The sequence below is a fragment of the Pseudomonas fluorescens NCIMB 11764 genome (assembly GCF_000293885.2).
Classification (GTDB): domain Bacteria; phylum Pseudomonadota; class Gammaproteobacteria; order Pseudomonadales; family Pseudomonadaceae; genus Aquipseudomonas; species Aquipseudomonas fluorescens_B.
The window spans coordinates 1656668-1680826 of record NZ_CP010945.1; the positions used below are offsets into that span (position 1 = coordinate 1656668).

The window sequence follows — 24159 nt, forward strand, 5'->3', positions numbered from 1 at the left end:
TCGAAACACCTGTGGCGAGCGAGCTTGCTCGCGCTGGGCTGCGAAGCGGCCCCAAAAACCTGCCAGCCATGGCCCTGTTTGTGAGTGCTGCGCACTCAAGCGCGAGCAAGCTCGCTCGCCACAGGAAACGGGGTTGGCCTCAGAAGAGGTGTCGATATCGGTGTTCATGGCAGCATCCTTTCAACGGCGTCGGTGAACACTTTCGGTGAGGCCATCTGCATCTCGCGGCTGGCCATGTCGACAGCCACCTGCACGGAACTGGCCCGGGTCAAACGTTCACCGGTTTGCAGATCGCTGATCAGGTAATTGATCTTCAACCGGTTCTCCCACTCCACCAGATTCGCCCGCACATTCAGCTTCTGGCCGAACACCGCGCCGCGCACGTAGCGCAATTGCAGGTCGATCACCGGCCAGGCGTAGCCCGATGCAACCATGGCGTCGTAGTTGTGGCCGATCCTGTCCAGCAGCGCGCAGCGAGCGACTTCCAGGTATTTGACGTAATGGCCGTGCCAGACGACGTTCATGGTGTCGACGTCAAAGAACGGCACGAGGATTTCCGTATCGGTGTGAAGCACTCCCTTGCTACGCATGCAGCCTCCAGTGTTGTTCGGCAATCCGTTTCAGGCACAGGCGCAATTCGCCTTCCAGTGCGCGGTCTTCGATGACTGGCGGGAAGTCCTTGGCCAGCGCTTCGTGCATGGCGGCAAGGGCGGGTGGCAACGGGCGGGCATTTTCAGCTTTGCTGCGCAGCCACACACCCTGATTGGCGGCGAGCAGCGTGGCGGCGGCGACCTGTTCGGTCAGCTCCAGCACACGGATCGCATCACGGGCGGCGATGGTGCCCATGCTCACCTTGTCCTGGTTGTGGCATTCGGTGGAGCGGGAGAACACGCTGGCCGGCATGGTGTTTTTCAATGCTTCGGCGGTCCAGGCGCTGGTGCCGATCTGCACGGCTTTGAAGCCGTGGTTGAGCATCGCGCGATCCGCCGTGGCGCCGGACAGATTGCTCGGCAAGCCATGGTTGTAACGCTCGTCCACCAACAGTGCGAGTTGACGGTCGAGCAGGTCGGCAACGTTGGCCACCAGGTTTTTCAGGCTGTCCATGGCGAACGCGATGTGGCCGCCGTAGAAATGCCCGCCGTGCAGCACGCGCTCGGCTTCGGCGTCGATGATCGGGTTGTCGTTGGCGCTGTTGAGTTCGATCTCGATAAACGAGCGCAACCAGTTCAGGCTGTCGGCCAGGACGCCGAGCACGTGGGGCGCGCAGCGCAGGGAATAGCGGTCTTGCAAGCGATGCAGCGGCGCGGTCGGTGCGTCGATCGCCAGGTCCTTGCGCAGCCACGCGGCGACTTGCATCTGCCCCGGATGCGGTTTGGCGGCGAACAGGCGCTCGTCGAAGTGCTCTGGATTGCCTTGCAGCGCGACCACGTTCAGCGCGGTGATTCGGGTGGCCAGTTGCAGCAAATAATCGGCGCGGGCGTAGGCCAGGCAGGCGAGGCCGGTCATCACGGCGGTGCCGTTCATCAGTGCCAGGGCTTCTTTCGGGCGCAGAACCAGCGGTTCCCAACCCAGTTCGCGATGCACGTCTGTGGCCTGGCGACGTTCGCCGCGGAACATCACTTCGCGCTCGCCGGACAAGGTCGCCGCGACATAGGACAGTGGCGTCAGATCACCGCTGGCGCCTACCGAGCCCTCTTCCGGGATCAGCGGCAGGATGTCGTGTTCGAGGAACGCTTGCAGGCGCTCCAGCAATTCCACGCGCACCCCGGACACGCCGTGGCACAGCGACTGCAAACGCGCTGCGAGCACCGCGCGGGTGGCCTGGGCGTCGAGCAGTTTGCCCAGCCCGCAACCGTGGAATGTGTACAGATGACGCGGCAACGCCTCGACGTGATGCAGCGGCACCGCGACCACGCAGGAATCGCCATAACCGGTGGTCACGCCATAGATCACGCCTTCCTTGTCCAGCAGGGAATCGAGGAATCGCGCACCCTTGGCGATGCGCTCGCGGTACGCAGGATCGTCCTGCAACTGCGTCGGCACCTGACGGTTGGCCAGGGCCAGCACGTCTTCGATGCGCAAAGGGAGTTCGCCGAAGGTTACCGGCTCAAGCGTTGGCGTCGTCATCGGTCTTCCAGAAGGGGTAAAAGTTGAACCATTGTTGAGGTGCTTCGAGGCAATAGTGACCCAGGCGTTCGGCGTAGCGGGTCGCCCACTGATGAATGACCTGTTCGCGGTCGCTGCGTTTCCAGGTGATCGCGTCAGCGAACGGTTCCAGGGTCAGCCGGTAATCACCGTCGGGTTTTTTCAGGCACAGCAGCAGGTTGACCGGGCATTTCAACAGCCCCGCGAGCAGCCACGGCCCTTGCGGAAACTTTGCCGGCTGGCCAAGGAAATCCACGGTCACGCTGCGCCCGCCATGCAACGGCACGCGATCACCGGCAATCGCCAGCCACTCGCCGCGCTCCAGGCGCTCGTGCAGTTGCAGCATGATCACCGGGTCCAGTTCGCTGACCTGGATAAGCCGCAGATTGGTCGCCCCGGCTTCGCCCAGCAAACGGTTGAACTGCTCGGCGTGCTTGGTGTGCACCAGCACGTTCATCGTGACCTTTTCGCCGATCTCCGCCAGCGCGCGACACACCTCGAGGTTGCCCAGATGCGCGCCCACCAGCAGTTGCCCGCGGCTGCCGCGCAGCTGATTGCGCAGCAATGCCGGATCGATGATTTCGATCTGCTCGAGGCTCAGCTTGCCGTTCCACACGTCGAGTTTGTCGAGCATCGAATCGGCAAAGGCCATGAACTGACCGAATACGCGCCAGTGGCTGGGGCGTAATTCCTCGCGATGACTCCAGTCGGCGAGGCGCTGCTGGTATTGCCAGGCACTGTGGCGGGCACTGCGACCGAACAGGAAAAAGTACAGGACGATGCCGTACAACAGCGGGCTCAACAGTCGGCGGCCGAGTACCTTGGCGCCGAACGCGGTGAGCTTCATCAGCCAGAAACTGCCGCGCTCCTGGCGGTCGGCCCAGTGTTCCTTGTCTGCGTTGCTGCTCATGCTCGCCACCGTCGCCAAAGGATCACCGGGGCTCGCAGCAACATGCCGAAGAACAGCCGGGTGTGCATGCTCGAAATCAGCACGTTGTCGTGGAACATCCGGAAGTGTGAGACACCGTCCAGCGGGTAGTGCACCTTGGTCGGCAGCCACTGCATCGGCTGATTGCGCCAGGCCAGACGCACCAGAATGTCCGAGTCGAAGTCCATGCGCTTGCCGATTTTCGCCGAGTCGATCAGCGCCAGGGTTGGCGGCAATGGATAGACGCGGAAGCCGCACATGGAGTCGCGAATCTGCAGCGACAGGGTGTTTATCCAGACCATTACGTGCGTCAGGTAGCGGGCGTACAGACGACCTTTCGGCACGCTGGCATCGTATTGCGGATAGCCGCAGATCACCGCGCGCGGATGGGCGCGTGATTGTTCGATGAACGTCGCGATGTCTTGCAGGTCGTGCTGACCGTCGGCGTCTACCTGCAAGGCATGGCTGAAGCCCAGGCGCGAGGCTTCGCGCAGGCCGGTCATGACCGCGCCGCCCTTGCCCTGATTGGCGGCGAGGCGGATCAGGTAAACCATCTCGCGTTGGGCCAGTTGATCGAGCACCGCCGCGCAGGCCGGGTCGCTGGCGTCGTCGACCAGAATGCATGGCAAGTTGCTTGCGATCACTGCGTCGACCACGGTGGTGATCGCGGTTTCGTGGTTGTAGACCGGGATGATTGCGCAGGGGTTATGCATGATGTGGAACCTGCGCAAAACCCCTGTGGAAAGAGCGCTTGCTCCCGCTGGGCTGCGAAGCAGCTCCAAAACTGATTAGTGCTGACATCAAGGCGACTGCTGCGCAGTCGAGCGGGAGCAAGCTCCCTCGCCACAGGTTAAGCATTGCCTGCAGCCTCCAGCAAAATCCGCCCGCTGGAGCAGGTGGCGGTCTCGTTGCGATAGGCGAAATACAGCTTGCTGCGCACCGGATCGAAGCGCAGGTGTAACTGGATTTCATCGCCCGGACGCACCAGTTGCTGGAATTTCAGCACTTCCATGCCGGCGAACTTTTCCGGCAGTTTCATCAATTGCTGACCAAGGTTCAGTGCCCATTCCACCTGCACCACACCGGGCAGAACCGGCGCCTGGGGGAAGTGGCCACTGAAGTAGGCGAGGTCCGGTGGTATCGCCAATTGCAGGCTCCACTCGCCATCGACTTCGACCTGCTCCAGCACTTGCGGCGCTTTCGGGCGCGGCGCCAGCAGCAAGGCTTCCACCTCGGCCTGAGGCAGTTTGCCTTGAGTGTTGAGCGGCAGTTGCCGCAGCAAACGCCAGCGTCGTGGCAGGGCGAGGGCTTCGCAATGCTGGCTGAGGTGTTGGCGCAGTTCCTGAGTGAGGGTGCGTCGGCCCTGATTGCGCAAGGCATGCAAACCCGATTCGCTGAGCACCAGCAATGCACCCAGCGAGGCACGATTCTCCTGAACCACGCCGAGGCGCGCTTCCGCGATCCATTCGTGGGCCATCAGCGCCTGCTCCAGCATCGGCAGCGAGATACGTTTTTCTTCCAGTTTGACGATCCGGTCCAGCCGCCCGAGCAGTTCGAAGCGGCCGTCGGCGGCGATTCGCGCCGCATCCGCAGTGTGTTCGATGTGACCGGGCGGCAAGTATGGCGACGCAATGAGCAGCGCGCCGTCGCTGTCCTGGCTCAACTCGATGCCGGCGAAGGCTTGCCAGAGAGTGTTGCCCTGACGCCAGGCGATGCCACCGGTTTCCGAACTGCCGAAGATTTCCGTCGGCCACTGTTGCAGCCGTTGTTGAAGGCTTTGCGCTGCCTCGGCGGGTAAAGCGCCGCCAGAGGAAAACACCCGGCGAACCGCGCTCAGCGCCGGCCAGTCAAGGTTGTCGCCCATGCGCTTGAGCAGCGCCGGGCTGGCAACCCACGCAAAGGTCGGGTGTTTGCGGCTGGCGCGCTGCAAATCTTCTGGAAAGGCCAGTTGCTTGCGCACGAATGAACGCCCGGCGCACAGCGGCCACAACACCCGAAACAGCAGACCGTAGATGTGCTGGGTGGCGACGCTGCCAATCAGGCACGCCTCGCCCAGATCGGCACCCCAGAGCTGCTCCAGCGCTTCGACTTCATTGGCCAGTTGGCGCAGGGGCTTGTCGATGCGCTTGGGTTCGCCGCTGGAGCCGGAGGTGCACAGGCTTAGCGTGCAGCGATCCAGGTCCAGGGCCGCGGCGGTCAGTGACGCGTGGCGATAATCGCTGAGGTGCGCATCATCGGCCTGATCCGTCAGCCACAGGTCGGCTTCGCTCGACCAGCGTTGACGCGTTTGCGGTTGCAGGTCGGCAGGCAGCAGCACGCTGACGCCGGCGCGCCAGGCACCCAGCAGCGCAATTGCCAGGTCGGCGGCATCCTCAAGGTGCACGGCAATGCGCTGCACGCCCTGCGTTTGCAGGCCGGCGGCCAGACTCAGGGCCTGTTCGCACAGTTGTGCGTGATTCAGCACCGGATCAGCCGTCACAGCACGTTCCGGTTGAGCCTTGAGCAACAATTGCTCAAGTTTTATCCAATTCATGGGTGGCCTCGTACCCGTTGTCGTATAAGCCATTCAATGGCAAACATCAGGCCGATCAATCCATAGGAGATCAGGCCGGTGTACAACATCCACCAACTCAGCGGCGCCCAGAGGGTCAGGGCTGCAGCGCACAAACCGTTGCAGAGAAAAAACACACACCAGGCAATGGTGACCTGGCGGGTATAGCGAATTGCCTTGGCCGGCAAGCGTGGTTCACGCAGGCGGGCAAGGCGTTCGATCATCGGCGGGCCGTATTTCAAACTCAACCCGAACAGCATCAGCATGAAGCCGCTGATCAGCACGGGGTACCAGCGCAGCATGGCGGGGCTGTCGAACAGTGCGAGCAACAGGCAAAACACGATGGCGATGGTGGCCATCCACCGGTTTCCCGGTCGGCGCACGCCCGTCAGCGCCCGAGCCAGCCACAGGCTGCCCAGCAGCAGACCGAACTGCCACGGGGCAAAATGTTCCATGCCGAAATACACCGCAAAGGGGTACAGCAGGCCCGCCAGCAGCAGGCCAAGGCCGATCACTCGGCTCATGCGGCGGGTTGAACCAGACGGTAGACCGCCTCGACCACGTCGCTGACGGTACGCACCGTTTTGAATTCTTCAGCGGCGATTTTCTTGCCGGTCTGGCGCTTGATGTGGTCGATCAGGTCGACCGCGTCAATGCTGTCGATTTCCAGGTCCTGGTACAGGTTGGATTCGAGACTCACACGCTCGGGGTCCAGCTCGAAGAGTTCTACCAAGGCATCGCGCAGGGTGTTGAAAATGTCATCACGAGTTTGCATGGTCCGGTCTCAAGCTGCCTGTTTTGCGGTGACGAACGCCGCAAGGCTCGCCACGTTGCTGAAGTGATTACGGGTGTCCTTGGCGTCGGCGTCGATTTTGATGCCGTATTTTTTCTGGATCGCCAGGCCGAGCTCCAGGGCGTCGACGGAGTCCAGGCCCAGGCCTTCGCCAAACAAAGTCTGGTTATTGCCGATGTCGTCGACGCTGATGTCTTCGAGGCCCAGGGCTTCGATAATCAGTTCTTTGATTTCACGGTGCAGATCGCTCATCTTCGGCGAGCTCCTTAATAAAGTAGTGATGCAAGTAATCATTGAGCTTGCGCGAGGCTTGAGGTGCGGGCCCTTGCACGGCGAAGGCCTGTGGGTCTATATCGGCCCCGACCCGAAAACTGAAGTGCACGCGGCGTTTGGGGATCCGATACCAGGGTTCGGCCTTGGTCAACGTGGTCGGGCTGACCTTGATGACCACCGGGGTGAGAATTTTCGCACCGCGCAGTGCGATCGACGCCGCACCCCGATGAAAGGAGGGCGTTTCACCGGGCTGGGTGCGGGTGCCCTCCGGAAAAATGATCAGGGTCTGGCCGCTTTTCAGTGCGTCGGCTGCCGCATCGAGCATGTCCATGCTGCCGTCGTTGCTGATGTATTCGGTGCGGCGTAGCGGGCCGCGGGTAAAGGGGTTTTCCCAAAGGCTGCTTTTGACCACGCAGTTGGAATGGCGTACGAGGCCGATCAGGAACACCACGTCGATCAGCGACGGGTGATTGGCGATGATCATCTGCCCGGGGCGGCCGAGTTTTTCCGCGCCCTCAATGTCGTAGGTCAGCACGCCGGTACGGGCCATGAACCGGACGAAAAACCAGAAACAGCGACTGACGGTTTGCCGCGCGCGTAGCCGGTGCGTCTGTGCGCTGCCGGGCAGGCAGCCCAGCACCGGAAAAACCACCAGGCGCAGGCACAGCCCACCCAGTCCGAAGAGGGTGAAACTAGCGGCGGTGGCCAGCAAACGCCAGTAATAGGCGTCGCGGTTTTTTTCACTTACAGGTTGCGTTGCCAGGTCCATACACGATTTTTCCAGGCATGTTGGCAGGTGGTCTGCTGGCCTAGCAGGGTACGCAAGAGATTCAGGGCATGGGGCCAGTGGGCTTTGGACAACTCATCCGAAGTGCTGTTCAGGGACAACTGCCAATCGTTGCCGGGTGTCAGCAACAAACCCACCGCGTAGGGAAAGGGCACGTCGTCGATCCAGTCCGAATAGGCTTCGGGTGGCTGTTCTTCGGTGACCACCAGCAGAACCGCGGGTGCGCCTTCGGCAAGCAGTGCCGCCGCCTCTAGCATGCCGTGTTCAAGGCCATCGCCGGCGGCAGCCAGGGCGGTCATTTCACTGGTTTCGCCACGCATGATCGACCACAGGCCGATGACCGCGTTATGCACGGACAGGCTGAACTGGGTCGGCGACAGTGGCTGATCGGCGGCCAAATCGCTGAGGATGTCGAAGGTGCGCGGGGTTTCGCCGTGGCGGGAAATAAAGACCAACGGTAGATCAGGGCGACCATCGGCCAACGGCCAGCCGACACTGAACGCCATCCGCGCAAGACGGCTGAGCCGCCGCCGCTGCATGGCCGGCAGAAACGAGACGTCGGGGGCAGCATCGCAGCTTGGCAGCGCGACCGGTTGTCGGCTCCAGGCCTGCCAATCGTCCACGCTTTCGAGCCCAGGGGCCCACGCGCGCCATTGGGCGATGTTGAAGTTGATCACAGGCATTCATCCCGCCCCTGCGGGCTTTCTTGACGCGACGAGGCGCGAAAACGCGACTCACCTTACGTGACGCTTAGCGTCGAGTGGCGCGCATTATCCCGGTGCGGCGGGCGTGTAGCAAATGCTGGTTACATTTTGCACAACGAAATGTACCGATTGGTCCGTGAGTGGATGTCGTTTGGCCATTATCCACATCGGGTCGTGGATGTCTGTCGGCTCCGGGAGCCTTTTTCTTGACGAGATGGCGGCTTTTTCAGTGAGCGTTTGCACCTGACTGTGTAGTCCTTGTGCCGGCGAGGTAGCTAAGCGACGCCGTGGACTACTACACTCGGTCATTCTTTGATACACGGAGGTTTTGACATGCGGCGCGTGGTATTCAATCAGAAAGGCGGCGTAGGCAAATCCAGCATTGCCTGCAATCTGGCGGCGGTCAGTGCCAGCGAGGGCTATCGAACCCTCCTGGTGGATCTCGACGCTCAGGCCAATTCTACCCAGTACCTCACCGGGCTCACCGGTAATGACATTCCGATGGGTATTGCCGACTTCTTCAAGCAGACACTGTCTTCGGGGCCGTTCTCGAAGAAAAACCAGGTCGATATCTACGAAACCCCGTTCGACAACCTCCATGTCATTACCGCCACTGCCGAGCTGGCCGACTTGCAGCCCAAGCTTGAGGCGAAACACAAGATCAACAAGCTGCGAAAATTGCTCGAGGAACTGGACGGCGATTATGACCGGATCTACCTCGACACCCCGCCAGCGCTGAATTTCTATGCGGTTTCAGCGTTGATTGCCGCTGATCGGGTGCTGATTCCGTTCGACTGCGACAGCTTCTCGCGTCAGGCGCTGTACGGCCTGCTGGCGGAAATCGAAGAATTGAAGGAAGACCATAACGAAGGGCTGGAGGTCGAGGGTATCGTCGTCAACCAGTTCCAGGCCCGCGCCAGCCTGCCGCAGCAGATCCTCGATGAGCTGATTGCTGAAGGTCTGCCGGTGTTGCCGGTGTATTTGGCGAGTTCGGTGCGCATGCGCGAATCGCATCAGGCCAACACACCGCTGATCCATCTTGATCCACGGCACAAGCTGACCCAGCAATTCGTCGAGCTGCATAACCTGCTGGAAAACGCCTGATTCGCGCAAACGACGCCGGCCATTGTGGTGATATTAAATCCCCTGGCTACGTAGCCAGCTCATCAACTGCGGCAACGGAAAGGCCCCGCTCTGGCGCGCCACTTCCCGACCGTTCTTGAACAGAATCAGGCTCGGAATCGAGCGAATCCCCAACTGCGCCGACAACTGCTGGTTGGCCTCGCTGTCCAGTTTCGCCAACCGGCACTTGCCCGCCAGCTGAGTGGCCGCCTGCTCGAACACCGGCGCAAACGACTTGCACGGCCCGCACCAGTCCGCCCACACGTCCACCAGCAAGGGCAAATCACCCTTGATCTGGCTGGCGTAATCGCCTTGTTTCAGCTCGAACGGTTTGCTCGGCAGGACTTCGCCCTTGCAGCGGCCACATTTCGGATGGTCGCTGAGGCGCTCGGCGGGTATGCGGTTGAGGCCGTTGCAGTGGGGGCAGGGGATGAGGAGTGGGGCGGTCATGAGGGTGGTCCTTTTAAGAAGCCGTCCCCCTGATTTGGAGACGTTTGCTCATATTTTCAACCGTTCGAACAATCGCAGCGAATCTACGCTAGGAGAACGCTGGCGCGCCGCCGGTCGGCTGAAGATTATCGCAACTTGCGATATTCACTCCCTGTGGTTAACTCATCCATAGCCAATGCGATAAGGAAATTGCATGCGTGTGTTTTCTGAAAAACGAATATGGGATTCAAAGGAAAAATGGCCAAATTCAGCAACTGCGCTTGACCATTGGTATCGACTGCTCAAGCGAAATAGTCCTTGTGATTTTGCCGCCATGAAGTCGTTGTTTTCTGCGACCGACAAGGTTGGGGAGTTACATGTATTCGATATCGGGGGAAATAAGCTGCGCTTGATTGCATATGTCAGGTACCGGAGCCAAAAGCTGTACATCAAGCACGTACTGGATCATCGCGAATATGACCGAGGAAAATGGAAGGAGGGAAAAGAATGAGTGCATTGATCAAACAGGCGGCTGAGCACTGGGAGTTTGTTTCACCCTTGTTGCGGAAGCCGAAAAACGAAGACGACTACGACAGGCTTGTTCTTGCGCTCGATGAGTTGCTCGAAATAACAGGTGATGACGAGTCGCATCCTCTAATGAGTCTTGTCGACATCATCGGAGACTGGATAGAGGAATGGGATCACAAACATCACCCTATGCCCGAAGCCAGCGGTGCTGATGTTCTTGGTTACATGATGCGCGAGCACGGTTTGACTCAGAGCGATCTGCCTGGTGTTGGCACTCAATCGGTGGTGTCCGAAATCCTCAGCGGCAAGCGTCAGCTCAACCTGCGACAGATCCGTTGGTTGGCCGAGCGCTTCGGTACGTCAGTGGAAACCTTTATCTAGCCAGGTTCAGGAAGAACAACTGATCTCCAAATGCTTCCCCCACTCCGGCGGCCGCTCGGCATAGCTTTCCATCCCCGGCTGCTCCTCGAATGGCTTGCTCAGTACCGCATGCAGCCGGCGAACTTCTGAGTAGTCGCCGCTTTCCGCCGCGTCGATGGCTTTCTGCGCCAGGTAGTTGCGCAGGATGTAGAGCGGATTGACCGCGTGCATCCGTTGGCGGCGCTGTTCCTGATCAGCTTCACCTTCGCGTGCAACACGGGCGACATAGCGCTCGGCCCAGGCATCGAAGCCCTTGATGTCGACGAAGTCGTCGCGCAACCGGGCCACGGCCGGTTCCGGTGATTCATCACCGAGGCGGCGGAAGAACAGACTGTAGTCGACGCCGCTGTTCTGCATCAGTTGCAGCAGCTGTTCCAGCAGTTTCTGGTCGTCGTCTTCGGCGGTGGTGAACCCGAGGCGGCGGCGCATCAGGTCCAGATAGTGAGCCTGGAACAGTGGCAGGTACAGGCCCAGGGTTTCACGCAGGGCCTCGACGCTGATGAACGGCGTCAAGGCTTGAGCCAAAGCGCTGAGGTTCCACTGACCAATCGGCACCTGGTTGCTGAAGGAGTAGCGGCCCTGGTCATCGGAGTGGTTGCAGATGAAATTGGCGTCGAAATCGTCGAGGAAGGCGAACGGGCCGAAATCGAAGGTGATGCCGAGGATCGACATGTTGTCGGTGTTCATCACGCCGTGGCAGAAACCATAGGCCTGCCATTTGGCGATGAGCTCGGCATTGCGCTCGACGATTTCGCGGAACATCGCCAGATAAGGTTCGGGCTGTTCGAGGCATTCGGGGAAGTGCAGGGCCAGCACGTGCTCGCCGAGTTCTTTCTGTTTCTCTGGGCGTTTGGTGTAGTAGAAATATTCGAAATGCCCGAAGCGCACATGACTCGGCGCCAGGCGCAGGACCATGGCGGCGCGCTCCTGTTTTTCGCGCCACACCGGCGTGTCGGAGCCGATCACGCACAACGCGCGAGTAGTCGGGATGTTCAGTGCATGCAAGGCTTCTGAGGCGAGAAACTCGCGGATAGACGAACGCAGTACCGCGCGTCCATCGCCCATGCGCGAAAAAGGCGTCTGGCCGGCACCTTTGAGGTGCAGGTCCCAATGTTCGCCGGCCTCGTTGTAGACCTCGCCCAGCAACAGGCCGCGACCATCGCCCAGCTGCGGGTTGTAGGAGCCGAACTGATGCCCGGAATAGACCATCGCCCGAGGCACCGCATCGGCCCAGAGCTTGTGGCCGCTGAACAGCTCGGCAAACTCCCCGGTTTCGGCCACGGCCGGATCAAGGTCGAGCAGCGCCATGGCGGCAGGGCTCGCGACTACGAGGCGCGGGTTGTCGATGGGCTCGGGCAGCACGTGGGCGGAAAACGTATCGCCCAGGCGATCGAAGCGGTTATCGAAGGTCAGTTCGTCGAGGGCTTTCACCGGCCATCTCCAGCAGAATGTCCGAGCATTCTGCTAGGGACGGGGCGGTTAGTCGAGCTTGGCGGCTGGTGGCTCTTGCGGTGGTTTGCCATCCACCAGCGGCACGATGGTTTTGGTTTCCGACTCGACCGGCACCATTTTGTATTCCTGGCCGTGCAGGTTCTTCAGGTAAACCTCCATCTGCCGGAACGAGATGTTGATGTGCTGTTTCTTGAACTCGCGGTTGATGAAGCGGTTGACCTCATCGAGCACCGGGTTACGGTCACCGAGGTCGCGCACATGCATGCGTAGCTCGTGGTCGAGGGTACTTTCGCCGAAGTTCAGGAAGTACACGTGGGGTTCGGGGTCTTTCAAGACACGCGGATTGTCCCGGGCAGCCTTCAGCAGCAGTTCTTTCACCAGGTCCAGGTCCGAGCCGTAATCGACGCCGAGCTTCAAGGTCACCCGGGTGATGGTGTCGGTCAGGGACCAGTTGATCAGTTGCCCGGTAATGAACGTCTTGTTCGGGACGATGATGTCCTTGCGGTCGAAGTCGGTGATGGTCGTGGCGCGGATGCGAATCTTGCTCACCGTGCCCGACAGGTTGCCGATGGTGATGGTGTCGCCGATCCGTACCGGGCGTTCGAACAGGATCATGATGCCGGAAATGAAGTTCGCAAAGATCTCCTGCATCCCGAAACCAAGACCGACCGAGAGCGCCGCCACCAGCCATTGCAACTTGTCCCAGCTCACGCCGAGGGTCGACAGGGTCGAGACAAAACCGACGCCGGCGATCACGTAGGACAGCAACGTGGTCGTGGCATAGGCGCTGCCCTGGGCCAGGTTCAGCTTCGACAACACCAGAACTTCCAGCAGCCCCGGCAAGTTGCGCGCGAGGGCGAAGGTGATGCCGATGATGATCAGCGCACCGAGCATGTCGCCGATGCTGATCGGCACCATGCTCATGTTGGCGCCGGTGCCGCTGGTGTATTCGTAGAGGGTGATGTTGTCCAGGTACGAGAACACCGAGATAAGGTCAGACCAGACCCAGTACAGCGCCGCCATGAAGCCGCCGAGTAGCGCCAGACGAATCAGGCGCAGGGACTGTTCATTGACCTTTTCGATGTCCAGGGTCGGCTCTTCGATCACTGCTTCGCCGTCGCCAGCCTCTTTGGCGGCCTGACGTTTGGCCAGCGCCCGCTGATAGGCCAGGCGCCGTGCGGCAACACTGAGCCCTCGGACAAAGGTGGCTTCGATCACCAGCCAGAACATCAGCAGGTAAAGGGTGTTGATCAAGCGGTCGCTGAGTTTCAGCGCGGTGTAGTAGTAGCCAAAGCAGACGGCGACGAACAACGCAATGGGCAACGCGGTGAACAGGATGCCCACCGCCTTGCGGAACAGTGAGGCGTTCTGGTGCGTCGGGCTGCTGATCAGCAGGCGGCTGAGCAACCAGGCCATCAGTGCGTAGCAGGTCAGTACCACCGGCATGCCGAGCACGTCATCGGCCAGTGCTGCCGGTTGCAGCTCGGCAACCGCCACCACGGCGACCAGGGCCATCACCACCAGACCCAGTCGGCGGACCCAGCCCTGGAGGAATTCGACCTGGGGTTTTTCCCAGCGGAAATGCAGTTCAGCGACGCCGCCCGGCGCGAGGATTCGGTAGGCGGTGTAGAACACCAGCCAGGCCTGGGCCATCTGCAACAAGGCCGAGCCCATGTTGGCGTTCTGCCCGCGAGCGTCGATCTGCAAGGCCAGGCCGCACAAGGCCAGGCCCAGTGCGACCGGCATGGCCAGCAGAATATTGATCAGAATCGCCTGCGGCGTGTGCAGCTGGCTGTCACGCTTGAAGTGGCCGATGTCCTGGTGAACCTTGTTCAGTCGGGCGTACAGGCTTTTGCGTCGCCACAACAGGGCGCCGATCAGCAGAACCAACGGCAGGAACAGCAGCGGTCGCTGTGTCAGGCCGTCGATCAGTTCGCTCACGCTCGACGCCAGCGGCAGGGTCGCGATCTGGCGTTGCAGACGCTCCGGCACGCCGCGCATCCATTCCGGATCGAGCGGCTTGTTGCTCGGAATCCAGAACATCTGCTCATCGAGGGTCGCCCGCAGGCTTTGCGCGGTACTGAGCAGCTGTTTCTGATTGAGTTGCAGCGTGATCGATTCGTTGAGCACCGCGCTGAGTTCGCGGTTCAGCCGCTCCAGCAGGTCGGCGCGGGTCGTGGCCAGTTCCAGCAGGCTCTTGCGCAGTTGCGGGGTGACTTGCTCGGGAGGTTGGGTCGAGAGCAGGTTGTCGACGTAGGTCGCCGGGTTGCTGAGCAGTTCCCGTTGCTGGCTGACTTCGAACTGATACAAGCGGATATCGGCGATCTGGTCGGCCAGGTCACGGTCAAGCTTGAGGCGCGGCAGGCCCTGTTTCTGTTTGTAGAGAATCTTCGACAGCAGCAGGCTGCCCTTGAGCACGTTGATTTGTTCGTCCAGGGCCGAATCGCTCTGGGTCACGTTGTCCAGCTGCTGCTTGGTTTGCAGGTTCTGCTGGGTGACGACGTTCAAGCGGTCAGTGCTTTTGAGCAGATAGTCGGAAAGCTTCAGATTGGCCGCGCTTTCGGTGGCTAGCAGGGCGCTGCTGCCGGATTTCTGAGCCTCGATGGACTGCTGCGTCACGGTTTCCTGAGACTGGGCCAGGCGTTTCTGGTTGATCAGGGTTTGCAGCTCCTGGATCTCCCGGTCCAGGCGATCGGTTTTTTCCGTCAGCAAGTCATGCTGGCTGTTGCCCAGATCCTGCAACTGGCTGTTGCCGGCCAGTTCCTGGCGGCGCAGCGGGATCAGCGCGTTCAGTGCGGCCAGCTCGGCATTGAGCAGGTCACGCTGTTCGCCGCTCAAGGTCTTGCCGTTGTCCTTGCCAGCCTTGAGGATGTTGTTGATCTGCTGGATGCGCGTCTGGCTGGTGGAAATTTCAGCCTGGGCGCGCTCGGGCCGGGTCTGGGCGGTAATGACCAGGCTGTTCGCTTCGGCGAGGGCTTTTTGCATGTCGCTTTGCTGGGTCGAACGCTCGGTGAGCATCTGCTCCAGCTGCTGAATGGACTCTTTGCTATAGCGTTGCGCCACCGGCGTCACGTTGGTGGCCTTGAGGCGAGTCAGTTCGCGCTGGTTCTCGATGTTCTGCTTCGGCGCCGTGGCGAGTTGCTGCTTGAGATCGGTCAGCTTCCGCTCGTAATCACGCTTATTCTCGAGCTGGGTCAGCGTGTTCTGCAGGAGGGTCTGCAGGGCCTTTTGGTCGGCTTCCGGCAGTTTGCGCTCGGCAATCTTGTCCAGGTTTGCCTGCACGGCTTCGCTGGACGGCGGTTCGGCCGCTTGCAACGTACCGACAGAAAGACTCAAGCCCAGCAGGGCCATGATGAAAAAGGTGCGCAGGGTTGACATAGAGACCGATCGAAAACGAGACGAAGTGTGGAGTTTAGAGGAAGAGTCCCGGACCCGGGCGACTTCCTTCGGGGAATCTGACGCCCACTTTGCCGATCTTGTTCCCCTCCATGACCGCGACGGTCCAGATGGTGTTGTTCCATTCCACCTGGTCACCCACCACTGGCGCACCGCCCACTTTGTGGGCAATGAAACGGGCCAGAGTCATATCCGGATCGATGCCCTCGACTTTCAATCCGTACAGGGCAGCAACCGCGGCCAGCTGGGCATCTCCTTCCAGTACGAAGTCGCCGAAGAAGCGCAAATCCAGACCTCGTTGCGGTGCCTGGCTGAACAATTTTCCGAGGGCCGGAAGGTTGTGTTCGTGACCGATTACGCACAGCAAATCATCGACTTCGAGCACCGTACTACCCGACGGATGGAGCAGTTGCTGGCCACGAAACAGGGCCGCGATACGCGTGCCTTCGGGCATTTTCAGTTCGCGAAGGGGCGAGCCGATGCACCATTTTTCAGCGCCGAGGCGATAAACGAACAGCTCCCACTCGCTGGTGACATGCACCTCCAGCGCTGCGCGGGAGATCGGCGCCGGCTCGGGCGGAACGGTCACCTTCAACAGCTTCGCCACCCATGGCAGGCTCGTACCCTGCACCAGCAGCGAGACCAGCACGATAAAGAACGCGAGGTTGAAGTACAGCTGAGCGTTGGGCAGGCCGGCCATCAGCGGGAACACCGCCAGGATGATCGGGACCGCACCACGCAGGCCAACCCAGGAAATAAAGGCTTTTTCCCGGCCGTGGAAGGCCTTGAACGGCAACAGGCCGACCATCACCGACAGTGGCCGTGCAAACAGAATCATCCACAGCGCCAGGCCCAGGGCGGGCAGGGCGATGGGCAATAAATCATGCGGCGTCACCAACAGCCCCAGCACCAGGAACATGCCGATCTGCGCCAGCCACGCCATGCCGTCGAGCATGTGCAAGATGCCGTGGCGGCTGCGCACCGGACGGTTGCCGATCACCAGGCCGCACAGGTAGACCGCAAGGAAACCGCTGCCGTGCAGGGCGTTGGTCAGGGCGAACACCACCAGGCCGCCGGCAATCACCAGAATCGGATAAAGGCCGGTGGCCAGATTGATCCGGTTGACCAGCTGCAGCATCAACCAGCCGCCACCCAGGCCGATCACGCCGCCAATGCCGAATTCGCGCACCAGATGCACCAGCAGGTTCCAGTGCAGGCCGGTTTCGCCGCTGGCGAGCATGTCGATCAGGGTGACCGTGAGGAACACCGCCATCGGGTCGTTGCTGCCGGATTCGATCTCGAGGCTGGCGGTGACCCGTTCGTTAAGGCCCTTGCCGCCGAGCAGCGAAAACACCGCCGCGGCATCCGTGGAGCCGACGATGGCACCGATCAGCAGGCCTTGAATCAGGTTCAGATTGAACAGCCACGCCGCGGCCATGCCGGTCAGCCCGGTGGTAATCAGCACGCCGACCGTGGCCAGCGACAGTGCCGGCCATAACGCCACGCGGAAACTCGACACCCTGGTTCGCAAGCCACCGTCGAGCAGGATCACCGCCAGCGCGAGGTTGCCGACCAGATAGGCCGTCGGGTAGTTATCGAAAATGATGCCGCCGCCATCGACGCCGGCCGCCATGCCCACGGCCAGGATAATCACCAGAATCGGGATGCCGAGGCGGGACGAAAGTGAGCTCACCAGAATGCTTGCACCTACCAGCAACGCGCCGATCAAGAACAGGCTGTTGATGGTCGTCGCATTCAAAGGCAGTACTCCAGAAAGCTGAAAGGCGGGCACAAACTGACCACGCAGTCTGCGTGCCAGCGATTCTAACCTGTTGAAATGTGATGCTGTCAAAAAGGTTTTTGACGGAGCGAACTACATCGCCAGGTCGAGCGCATTTACTGTGGCGAGGGAGCTTGCTCCCGCTCGGCTGCGAAGCAGTCGCAAAAATCGGATCTCGTGTGGAACCTGATTCACCGCGTTGCCTGCTTGGGGTCGCTACGCGACCCAGCGGGAGCAAGCTCCCTCGCCACAGGGGCAGTGTTAGCCGTTAGAGACTGAACCGCCCAACCATGTTGTTCAGGTCCAGCGCCAACCGCGACAGCTCATTGCTCGCTGCGCTGGTCTGATTGGCCCCGGTTGCCGATTGCACCGACAGATCACGGATGTTCACCAGGTTGCGATCCACTTCCCGCGCCACCTGCGCCTGCTCTTCGGCCGCGCTGGCGATGACCAGGTTGCGTTCGTTGATTTCGACGATGGCGCTGTTGATCGTGTCCAGCGACAGGCCGGCACCCCGGGCGATGTTCAGGGTCGACTCGGCACGCTCGGTGCTGTTGCGCATCGAATCCACAGCGTGTTCGGTGCCGCTTTGAATGCTGCCGATCATCCGTTCGATTTCACTGGTCGACTGCTGGGTGCGATGCGCCAGGGCGCGGACCTCATCCGCCACTACCGCAAAACCACGACCGGCTTCACCCGCGCGAGCGGCTTCGATCGCCGCGTTCAACGCCAGCAGGTTGGTCTGGTCGGCCAAGCCACGGATCACATCCAGCACCTTGCCGATGTCACGGGATTCATTCGCCAGGTCGCCAATCAGCGTGGCGGTGCTTTGCACATCGGCGCTCATGCGTTCGATGGCGCTGACGGTTTCCTGAACCAGATCGCGGCCATCGCCAGCCGATGTGGTGGCGTTCTTCGACGCTTCGGACGTGCTCACCGCGTTGCGCGCCACTTCTTCCACGGCGCTGGTCATTTCGTTGACCGCGGTGGCTGCCTGTTCGATCTCGTTGTTCTGTTGGGTCAGGCCGCGTGCGCTTTCGTCGGTGACGCTGTTGAGCTCTTCGGCGGCGGAGGCCAGTTGCGTGGCCGAGCCGGAAATCCGCTGCAGGGTGTCGCGCAGCTTGTCCTGCATCTTCGACATGGCCAGCAGCAAACGACCGGCTTCGTCTTCGCCATCAACGGTGATCGGGCGAGTCAGGTTACCTTCGGCGATTTCTTCGGCAGCGCTCAAGGCATTGGCGATCGGTTTGGTGATGCTGTTGGTCAGCAACCAGGCAAACAGCACGGTCAGGCCGGTGGCGATGACCAGCAAAGTGATCACCAGATTGAAGGACATCGAATACTGGTCACCTGCATTACGGTCGGTTTTGTCGATCTGCAGGGTATTGATTTCAAGCAACTTCGCGAGGGCTGCGTTGACTTCTTCGGAGTTGGCGAGCAACTCGGTGTTCAACAACTTGCGCAGGTCGTCGACCTGATTGTTGCGCGAGAACGTCTTCATCCGCTCTTCGAGTTGGCGATACTGCGCCAGCAACTGCACGTACTTATCATAGGCGGCGCGTTCTTCCGGGCCCTCGATCAGTTGCTCGTAGACTTTCTGGGCATCGCGGATCTGCTGGTTGCGCAGGTCGAACAGTTCCATGGTTTTCTGCTGAACATCAGGTTCGCGGTTTACCAGCAAACGATAGGACAGGACCCGAAGTCGCAAGGTCAGCTGGGTGAACTCATCCAGGCTTTTGATGCTCGGTACGCTCATGGAGGCGATGTCTTCACCGGCACCACGGATCTTGCTCATCTGGTTCAAGGCAAACACACCCAGAACCAGCATCAAACCGCCAATCAGAGCGAAGCCGAGGAACGCCCGCGGCGCGATATTCATATTACGAAGGGACATGGTGTTTACCGAAAAGAGCGCAGCCGTGCGGCGCTGGGACTGACGTATGGATGACTTATCGGTCATACGACTAAAGTCTTGAATGCCTGTGCGTATTTGTCGCAGCGAGGGCCCGGCGACGAAGTGCAGGAACCAGATTCGCCAATCACAGTCTTTAAAGTTCGCGAGGAAGGTCACCCGCCAGCAAAATCAAGGCCTTGCGCCCCAATAACCCTGGCATCCGTGGTGACTTTTCTTTATCGTACGCGCCCTTTGAAAATGCCTGGAAAATCAAAATGTTGGAAGCATCCCTAAGCCAATTGGAACAGCTGGTCAGCGACCTTGTTCAACAGAACCAGAACCTGCTCGGCACCAACCAGACCCTGAGCGCAGAATTGGCCCAGGCCAAGGATGAAAACGAAAGCCTGCAGCTGAGTCTGATGGAGCAGGAAGAAAAACAAGGCGCCACCGCCGCCCGCATTCAGGCCCTGGTTGAACGCGTCAGCGCCGGCCCGGTCAGCGCATGAGTCAGGGCGCCGCAGGGGTAAAAGTCGTCTCGATCCTGGGGGAGGACTATTCGATCAAGGCGCCGGCCGGGGAAGAGCAAACCCTGCTGGACGCCGCCATGATGTTGAAAGCCGCTTTGGCCGACACCAAAAGAAAGTACCCGACGCTGATCGGTGACCGCCTGCTGGTGCTGGCAGCCATGAATCTGTGCTCGCAGCAGATCGAAATGCAAAAGCAACACAAGCTCGAACTCGACCGTTACCAAGAGCAAGTCAGCGCCACGGTTGAAGTGATCTCCAAGACGATCAATCAGGCCTGATCGGCTTTGCGCACAACCAAAGAATAAATTGTCGTTTGTGTTGTATACAATCGGCACGGCTGTTGCAGTGTTTCAGCCTCTTATTCTTTGGGGGTGCTCCATGCAGTTCTGGCGACGCAGTATTCAATGGCAGTTGATCCTGAGCATGGGCACCGCCCTGCTGGTCAGTATTCTGATCGTGGTTGGCATTTATACCCTCGTGGTCAACCGTCTTGCCCAGAGCTACCTTGTCGAACAAGCGCTGCCGTCGAGCATCGAAGCGATGCGCAACGACATCGAACGCATCCTGGTGCAACCCCTTACCGCCGCCAAGGACATCGCCAGCAACAGCATGGTGCGTGACTGGCTGGCCGGGGGTGAAGACAGTGCCCGGACCGCCGCGTTCGTGGAGTATCTGGAAGGCATTCGCGCGGAACACAAAGCGTTTACCGCGCTGATCGTCGGCACGGCTTCAAACCACTATTTCACTGAAAAAGGCCTGGACCGGACCCTCAGCCGATCCAACCCCAAGGACGCCTGGTTCTACTCGTTCCTCGACAGCAACCAGCCGCGCACCCTCAATATCGACAATGACACCGCGACCGGAGAGTTGGCGTTGTTCATCGACCTCAAGGTCGAACAGGCCGGCAAAGTCGTGGGCGTTGCGGGCCTCGGGTTGAGCATGAAAGAGTTGTCGGAGCTGATCCACAACTTCAACTTTGGTGAGCGCGGCAAGGTCTATCTCGTACGTTCCGACGGTTTGATCCAGGTTCATCCCGAGGCGCAGTTCAGCGGAAAACGGACCCTGGCCGAGCAAATTGGCGGCTCAGCGGCGCAAACAGTCATGGGTCAAAAAGCCGCCACCAGCAGCGGATTCACCCGCGACGGCGAAGATTTCCTGGCATTGAGCCTGCCTTTGCGGGATCTGGGCTGGACCCTGGTGGCCGAAGTGCCACAGTCGCAGATCTACGCCGAAGCCCGCCGCGCCATGTGGATGAGCAGCGGCATCGGTCTGGCGGTGGCGCTGGTGTGCCTGTTGCTGGTGGTGTTGCTGGCCCGTGGCCTGGTGCGCCCGATTCGTCAGGTAACAGCGGCATTGGTAGCCATCGGTAGCGGTGGTGGAGATTTGACCCACAGGTTAGATTCCAGCCGCGCCGATGAGCTGGGCGACCTGGCGCGCGGTTTCAATCGATTCCTCGACAGTCAGCGCGAGATGATCGGTGAAGTGCTGACCACCAGTGAGCGCTTGCGCACCGCAGTCAGTCAGGTGGCGAAGGTTGTGGACAACACCGCCGAACGCTCCGGGCGTCAGCAGGAAATGACCGACATGGTCGCCACCGCCGTCCACGAAATGGGCCTGACCGTGCAGGAAATCGCGCAGAACGCCGGCAACGCCGCGGTTGCTTCGCAGAATGCTCGCGATGAGGCGATGCAGGCGCGGGAAGTGGTCGGCGGTTCGATCCGGCATATTGAAAGCATGTCCGATGAAATCGGCCACGCCGCTAGCGCGGTAGGCGAGCTGGCCAATCAGGTGGCGTCCATCGATCAGGTGCTGGCGGTGATTCGCGGGATTTCCGAGCAGACCAACCTTTTGGCGTTGAACGCAGCCATCGAAGCGGCGCGGGCCGGGGACATGGGGCGTGGATTTGCGGTGGTGGCGGATGAAGTGCGCACGTTGGCTCGACGTACGCAGGCTTCCACCGATGAGATTCAGCAGATGATCGGCAGCCTCAAGCAGGGCGCGGAGAACGCGGTGTCGTCGATGCACACCGGGCAAGCGGCGACGGGCACCGGGGTTGAGTCCAGCCAGCGCACCGGGGCGTCGTTGACGGCGATTACCGGGCAGGTCGAGCGCATCAGCGACATGAACCATCAGGTGGCGACCGCGACGGAAGAGCAGTCGGCGGTGACGGAAGAGATCAACCGCAATGTGCAGGGGATTTCCGATCTGGCCCGGGCGACGGCGGGGGAGGTCAGGGCTTGCCGTGAGGACTGTCAGACGTTGCAGCGATTGGCGGATGATCTGGCGCGGCAGATGGGCAGTTTCAAGCTGAAGTGATGTGTTGGTTGTGCTGATGCCATCGCGAGCAGGCTCGCTCCCACAGGATTCGGGTGTTGATCACATTATCTGTGACCGACAGAGATCCCTGTGGGGGCGAGCCTGCTCGCGATTGGATTTCAGCAGCATTGCAAGGCTTTAGTTAAAACCACTCATCCTGCATCCCAAGACACACATCATCCCGAGCCTCAAGAATCGCCAGTTCATGGTGGCAACCCGGCACTTCCCACGTCAGGAAATACCGCGCCGCCTGCAGCTTGCCCTTATAGAAGCCCGCATCCGCCGCATTCCCTTTGGCCAACCCTTCCTCGGCGCGAATCGCCTGTTCCAGCCAGCGCCAGCCAATCACTGTGTGCCCGAACACTTTCAGGTACAGCGCCGAGTTCGCCAGGCTGCTGTTGACCTTGCCTTGGCCCAGATCGGTCAGCAGGCCAATGGTCACGGTCTGCAGGCGTGCCACCAGTTTCTCCAGCGGTTCACGCAACGGGGTCAACGAATCGTATGCGTGAGCGCGCTCGGCAGTATTGGCGATCAGGCGGATCAATTGCTTGAGTCCCGCGCCACCGTTCTGCGCCAGTTTGCGCCCCAACAGGTCGAGCGACTGAATGCCGTGGGTGCCTTCATGAATCGGGTTCAGACGGTTGTCGCGGTAATACTGCTCGACCGGGTACTCACGGGTGTAGCCGTGGCCGCCGAGAATCTGGATCGCCAGTTCGTTGGCCTTCAGGCAAAACTCTGACGGCCAGGATTTGACGATCGGGGTCAGCAAATCCAGCAGCTCATGCGCCTGTTTGCGCTCGCCTTCGGTTTCCAGTGTCGTGGTGTCATCGAACAATCGCGCCGCATACAACCCAAGGTCGAACGAACCTTCGACGTAGGCTTTTTGCGTGAGCAACATGCGTTTCACGTCAGCATGTTGAATGATCGCCACCGGCGCGGTGTTCGGGTCTTTGCTGTCCGGCACGCGGCCCTGTGGGCGCTCGCGGGCGTACTCCAGCGAATACAGGTAACCGGCGTAGCCGAGCATCACCGCGCCCATACCGACGCCGATCCGCGCCTCGTTCATCATCTGGAACATGTAGCTCAAACCGTGGTGCGGCTTGCCCACCAGATAGCCGACGCATTCGCCGTTGTCGCCGAAGTTCAGCGCCGTAGACGTGGTGCCGCGCCAGCCCATCTTGTGGAACAGGCCGGCCAGCAACACGTCATTGCGTTTGCCTAGGCTGCCGTCATCGTTGACCAGGAACTTGGGCACGATAAACAGCGAAATCCCCTTCACCCCGGCCGGCGCGTCCGGCAGTTTGGCCAGCACCATGTGCACGATGTTTTCCGACAGCGGGTGATCGCCGCCGGAGATGAAAATCTTGTTGCCCTTCAGGCGATAAGTGCCGTCCGACGCCGGCTCCGCGCGGGTACGAATATCCGACAGGGATGAGCCGGCATGGGGCTCGGTCAGCGCCATGGTGCCGAAAAAGCGGCCGTCGATCATCGGCTGCAGGAAGCGTTGTTTCTGCTCTTCAGTGCCGAAGCTTTCGATCAGGTTCGCCGCGCCCATGGTCAGGAAGGGATAAGAAGTTGACGCCGCGTTGGCCGATTGAAAGTGCGCGAAGCAGGCCTGGGACAACAGTGTAGGCAGTTGCATGCCGCCGGCGTCGAAACTGCGCGCAGCGTTGAGGAAACCGGCTTCGAGGAAAGCATCCACGGCCGGTTTCACTTCCGGAATCAGAATCGCCTGGCCGTCCTCATAGCGCGGTTCGTTCTCGTCACCCTTGCGGTTATGCGGGGCGAAGAACTTCTCGGCGATGTTGCGGGCAGTGCCGATGGCAGCATCGAAGGTCTCGCGATTGTGCTCGGCGAAACGCTCACGCTGTGTCAGGCCTTCGGCATCGAGGACTTCATACAGCTCGAAAGCCAGATTGCGGGAACTGAGCAACGTCTCGGACATGGCGGCCTACCTTTTTTTGGAATAGGCCGAGTCTAGGCGTGGGAATAGAGGCTGAACAGGATGATTGATGAGCGTGATGGTGGGATGCGGGCAGCGCGAATCAAATGTGGGAGCGAGCCTGCTCGCGATGAGGCCATAACATTCAACATATTAGTTGAATGCTATACCG

Annotated in this window: 22 protein-coding genes and 2 pseudogenes; 7 read left to right on the forward strand and 17 right to left on the reverse strand. The window is 60.5% G+C overall.

What is annotated here, in order from left to right; genetic code table 11:
- Window positions 1-164: 164 nt before the first annotated feature.
- The 10 genes from B723_RS07645 to B723_RS07690 form a co-directional block, all read right to left on the reverse strand.
- Complete coding sequence (locus B723_RS07645; RefSeq protein ID WP_017336160.1) at window positions 165-590, reverse strand: acyl-CoA thioesterase; 426 nt, start codon at window positions 588-590, stop codon at window positions 165-167.
- Window positions 583-2127 (reverse strand): HAL/PAL/TAL family ammonia-lyase, encoded by a 1545-nt coding sequence (locus B723_RS07650; RefSeq protein ID WP_017336161.1) that lies wholly within the window; start codon window positions 2125-2127, stop codon window positions 583-585. The genes B723_RS07645 and B723_RS07650 overlap by 8 nt, the downstream gene beginning before the upstream one ends.
- A complete protein-coding gene (locus B723_RS07655; protein WP_017336162.1) occupies window positions 2108-3055 on the reverse strand; it encodes a glycosyl transferase in 948 nt (315 codons plus the stop codon). The genes B723_RS07650 and B723_RS07655 overlap by 20 nt, the downstream gene beginning before the upstream one ends.
- Window positions 3052-3786 (reverse strand): glycosyltransferase family 2 protein, encoded by a 735-nt coding sequence (locus tag B723_RS07660; RefSeq protein ID WP_017336163.1) that lies wholly within the window; start codon window positions 3784-3786, stop codon window positions 3052-3054. The genes B723_RS07655 and B723_RS07660 overlap by 4 nt, the downstream gene beginning before the upstream one ends.
- A gap of 137 nt (window positions 3787-3923) precedes the next feature.
- The gene (locus B723_RS07665) at window positions 3924-5606 is read right to left on the reverse strand and encodes an acyl-CoA synthetase family protein (protein WP_017336164.1); all 1683 of its coding nucleotides are present in this window, start codon (window positions 5604-5606) and stop codon (window positions 3924-3926) included.
- Window positions 5603-6148: a membrane protein gene (locus tag B723_RS07670; protein WP_017336165.1), complete on the reverse strand. Its 546-nt coding sequence runs from the start codon at window positions 6146-6148 to the stop codon at window positions 5603-5605. The genes B723_RS07665 and B723_RS07670 overlap by 4 nt, the downstream gene beginning before the upstream one ends.
- Complete coding sequence (locus tag B723_RS07675; RefSeq protein WP_017336166.1) at window positions 6145-6399, reverse strand: acyl carrier protein; 255 nt, start codon at window positions 6397-6399, stop codon at window positions 6145-6147. The genes B723_RS07670 and B723_RS07675 overlap by 4 nt, the downstream gene beginning before the upstream one ends.
- A 9-nt stretch (window positions 6400-6408) precedes the next feature.
- A complete protein-coding gene (locus B723_RS07680) occupies window positions 6409-6669 on the reverse strand; it encodes a phosphopantetheine-binding protein (protein ID WP_017336167.1) in 261 nt (86 codons plus the stop codon).
- Window positions 6650-7459 (reverse strand): lysophospholipid acyltransferase family protein, encoded by an 810-nt coding sequence (locus tag B723_RS07685; RefSeq protein WP_017336168.1) that lies wholly within the window; start codon window positions 7457-7459, stop codon window positions 6650-6652. The genes B723_RS07680 and B723_RS07685 overlap by 20 nt, the downstream gene beginning before the upstream one ends.
- Window positions 7435-8160, reverse strand: a complete 726-nt coding sequence (locus tag B723_RS07690) for a beta-ketoacyl synthase chain length factor (protein ID WP_017336169.1) — start codon at window positions 8158-8160, stop codon at window positions 7435-7437. The genes B723_RS07685 and B723_RS07690 overlap by 25 nt, the downstream gene beginning before the upstream one ends.
- Before the next feature lie 354 nt (window positions 8161-8514).
- Here B723_RS07690 and B723_RS07695 point away from each other — a divergent pair, with 354 nt between their 5' ends.
- Window positions 8515-9285 (forward strand): ParA family protein, encoded by a 771-nt coding sequence (locus B723_RS07695; RefSeq protein ID WP_017336170.1) that lies wholly within the window; start codon window positions 8515-8517, stop codon window positions 9283-9285.
- Between the two features lie 33 nt (window positions 9286-9318).
- On the opposite strand, the gene trxC is transcribed toward B723_RS07695, so the two are convergent.
- Window positions 9319-9753, reverse strand: a complete 435-nt coding sequence (gene trxC / locus B723_RS07700; protein WP_017336171.1) for a thioredoxin TrxC — start codon at window positions 9751-9753, stop codon at window positions 9319-9321.
- 193 nt (window positions 9754-9946) lie between these two features.
- On the opposite strand from trxC, the gene B723_RS07705 reads away from it, so the two are divergent.
- On the forward strand, window positions 9947-10243 hold the full coding sequence (locus B723_RS07705; protein ID WP_017336172.1) for a type II toxin-antitoxin system HigB family toxin: 297 nt from the start codon (window positions 9947-9949) through the stop codon (window positions 10241-10243).
- Complete coding sequence (locus B723_RS07710) at window positions 10240-10641, forward strand: helix-turn-helix domain-containing protein (protein ID WP_017336173.1); 402 nt, start codon at window positions 10240-10242, stop codon at window positions 10639-10641. Before B723_RS07705 ends, B723_RS07710 begins: the two co-directional genes overlap by 4 nt.
- A gap of 6 nt (window positions 10642-10647) precedes the next feature.
- On the opposite strand, the gene selO is transcribed toward B723_RS07710, so the two are convergent.
- From selO to B723_RS34065, 5 genes and pseudogenes are all read right to left on the reverse strand, one after another.
- Window positions 10648-12111: a protein adenylyltransferase SelO gene (selO, locus tag B723_RS07715; RefSeq protein WP_017336174.1), complete on the reverse strand. Its 1464-nt coding sequence runs from the start codon at window positions 12109-12111 to the stop codon at window positions 10648-10650.
- Between the two features lie 48 nt (window positions 12112-12159).
- Entirely contained in the window at window positions 12160-15510 is a 3351-nt protein-coding gene (gene mscK / locus B723_RS07720) for a mechanosensitive channel MscK (protein WP_017336175.1), read from the reverse strand.
- 34 nt (window positions 15511-15544) lie between these two features.
- Window positions 15545-17287: a potassium/proton antiporter gene (locus B723_RS07725; RefSeq protein WP_017336176.1), complete on the reverse strand. Its 1743-nt coding sequence runs from the start codon at window positions 17285-17287 to the stop codon at window positions 15545-15547.
- A 289-nt stretch (window positions 17288-17576) separates the two neighbouring features.
- On the reverse strand, window positions 17577-18449 hold the full coding sequence (locus B723_RS34060) for a methyl-accepting chemotaxis protein (protein WP_404942955.1): 873 nt from the start codon (window positions 18447-18449) through the stop codon (window positions 17577-17579).
- Window positions 18432-19268, reverse strand: a pseudogene (locus B723_RS34065) (MCP four helix bundle domain-containing protein); the annotation flags it as partial. The gene B723_RS34060 and the pseudogene B723_RS34065, both read right to left, overlap by 18 nt.
- A 209-nt stretch (window positions 19269-19477) precedes the next feature.
- On the opposite strand from B723_RS34065, the gene B723_RS07735 reads away from it, so the two are divergent.
- From B723_RS07735 to B723_RS34075, 4 genes and pseudogenes are all read left to right on the forward strand, one after another.
- A complete protein-coding gene (locus tag B723_RS07735) occupies window positions 19478-19708 on the forward strand; it encodes a hypothetical protein (RefSeq protein ID WP_017336178.1) in 231 nt (76 codons plus the stop codon).
- Window positions 19705-20007: a cell division protein ZapA gene (locus B723_RS07740; RefSeq protein ID WP_017336179.1), complete on the forward strand. Its 303-nt coding sequence runs from the start codon at window positions 19705-19707 to the stop codon at window positions 20005-20007. The genes B723_RS07735 and B723_RS07740 overlap by 4 nt, the downstream gene beginning before the upstream one ends.
- A 145-nt stretch (window positions 20008-20152) precedes the next feature.
- A pseudogene (locus B723_RS34070) lies at window positions 20153-21181 on the forward strand (HAMP domain-containing protein); the annotation flags it as partial.
- A 132-nt stretch (window positions 21182-21313) separates the two neighbouring features.
- Complete coding sequence (locus B723_RS34075; RefSeq protein ID WP_414879998.1) at window positions 21314-22045, forward strand: methyl-accepting chemotaxis protein; 732 nt, start codon at window positions 21314-21316, stop codon at window positions 22043-22045.
- A 142-nt stretch (window positions 22046-22187) separates the two neighbouring features.
- On the opposite strand, the gene B723_RS07750 is transcribed toward B723_RS34075, so the two are convergent.
- Window positions 22188-23990: an acyl-CoA dehydrogenase gene (locus B723_RS07750; RefSeq protein ID WP_017336181.1), complete on the reverse strand. Its 1803-nt coding sequence runs from the start codon at window positions 23988-23990 to the stop codon at window positions 22188-22190.
- Window positions 23991-24159: the final 169 nt, after the last annotated feature.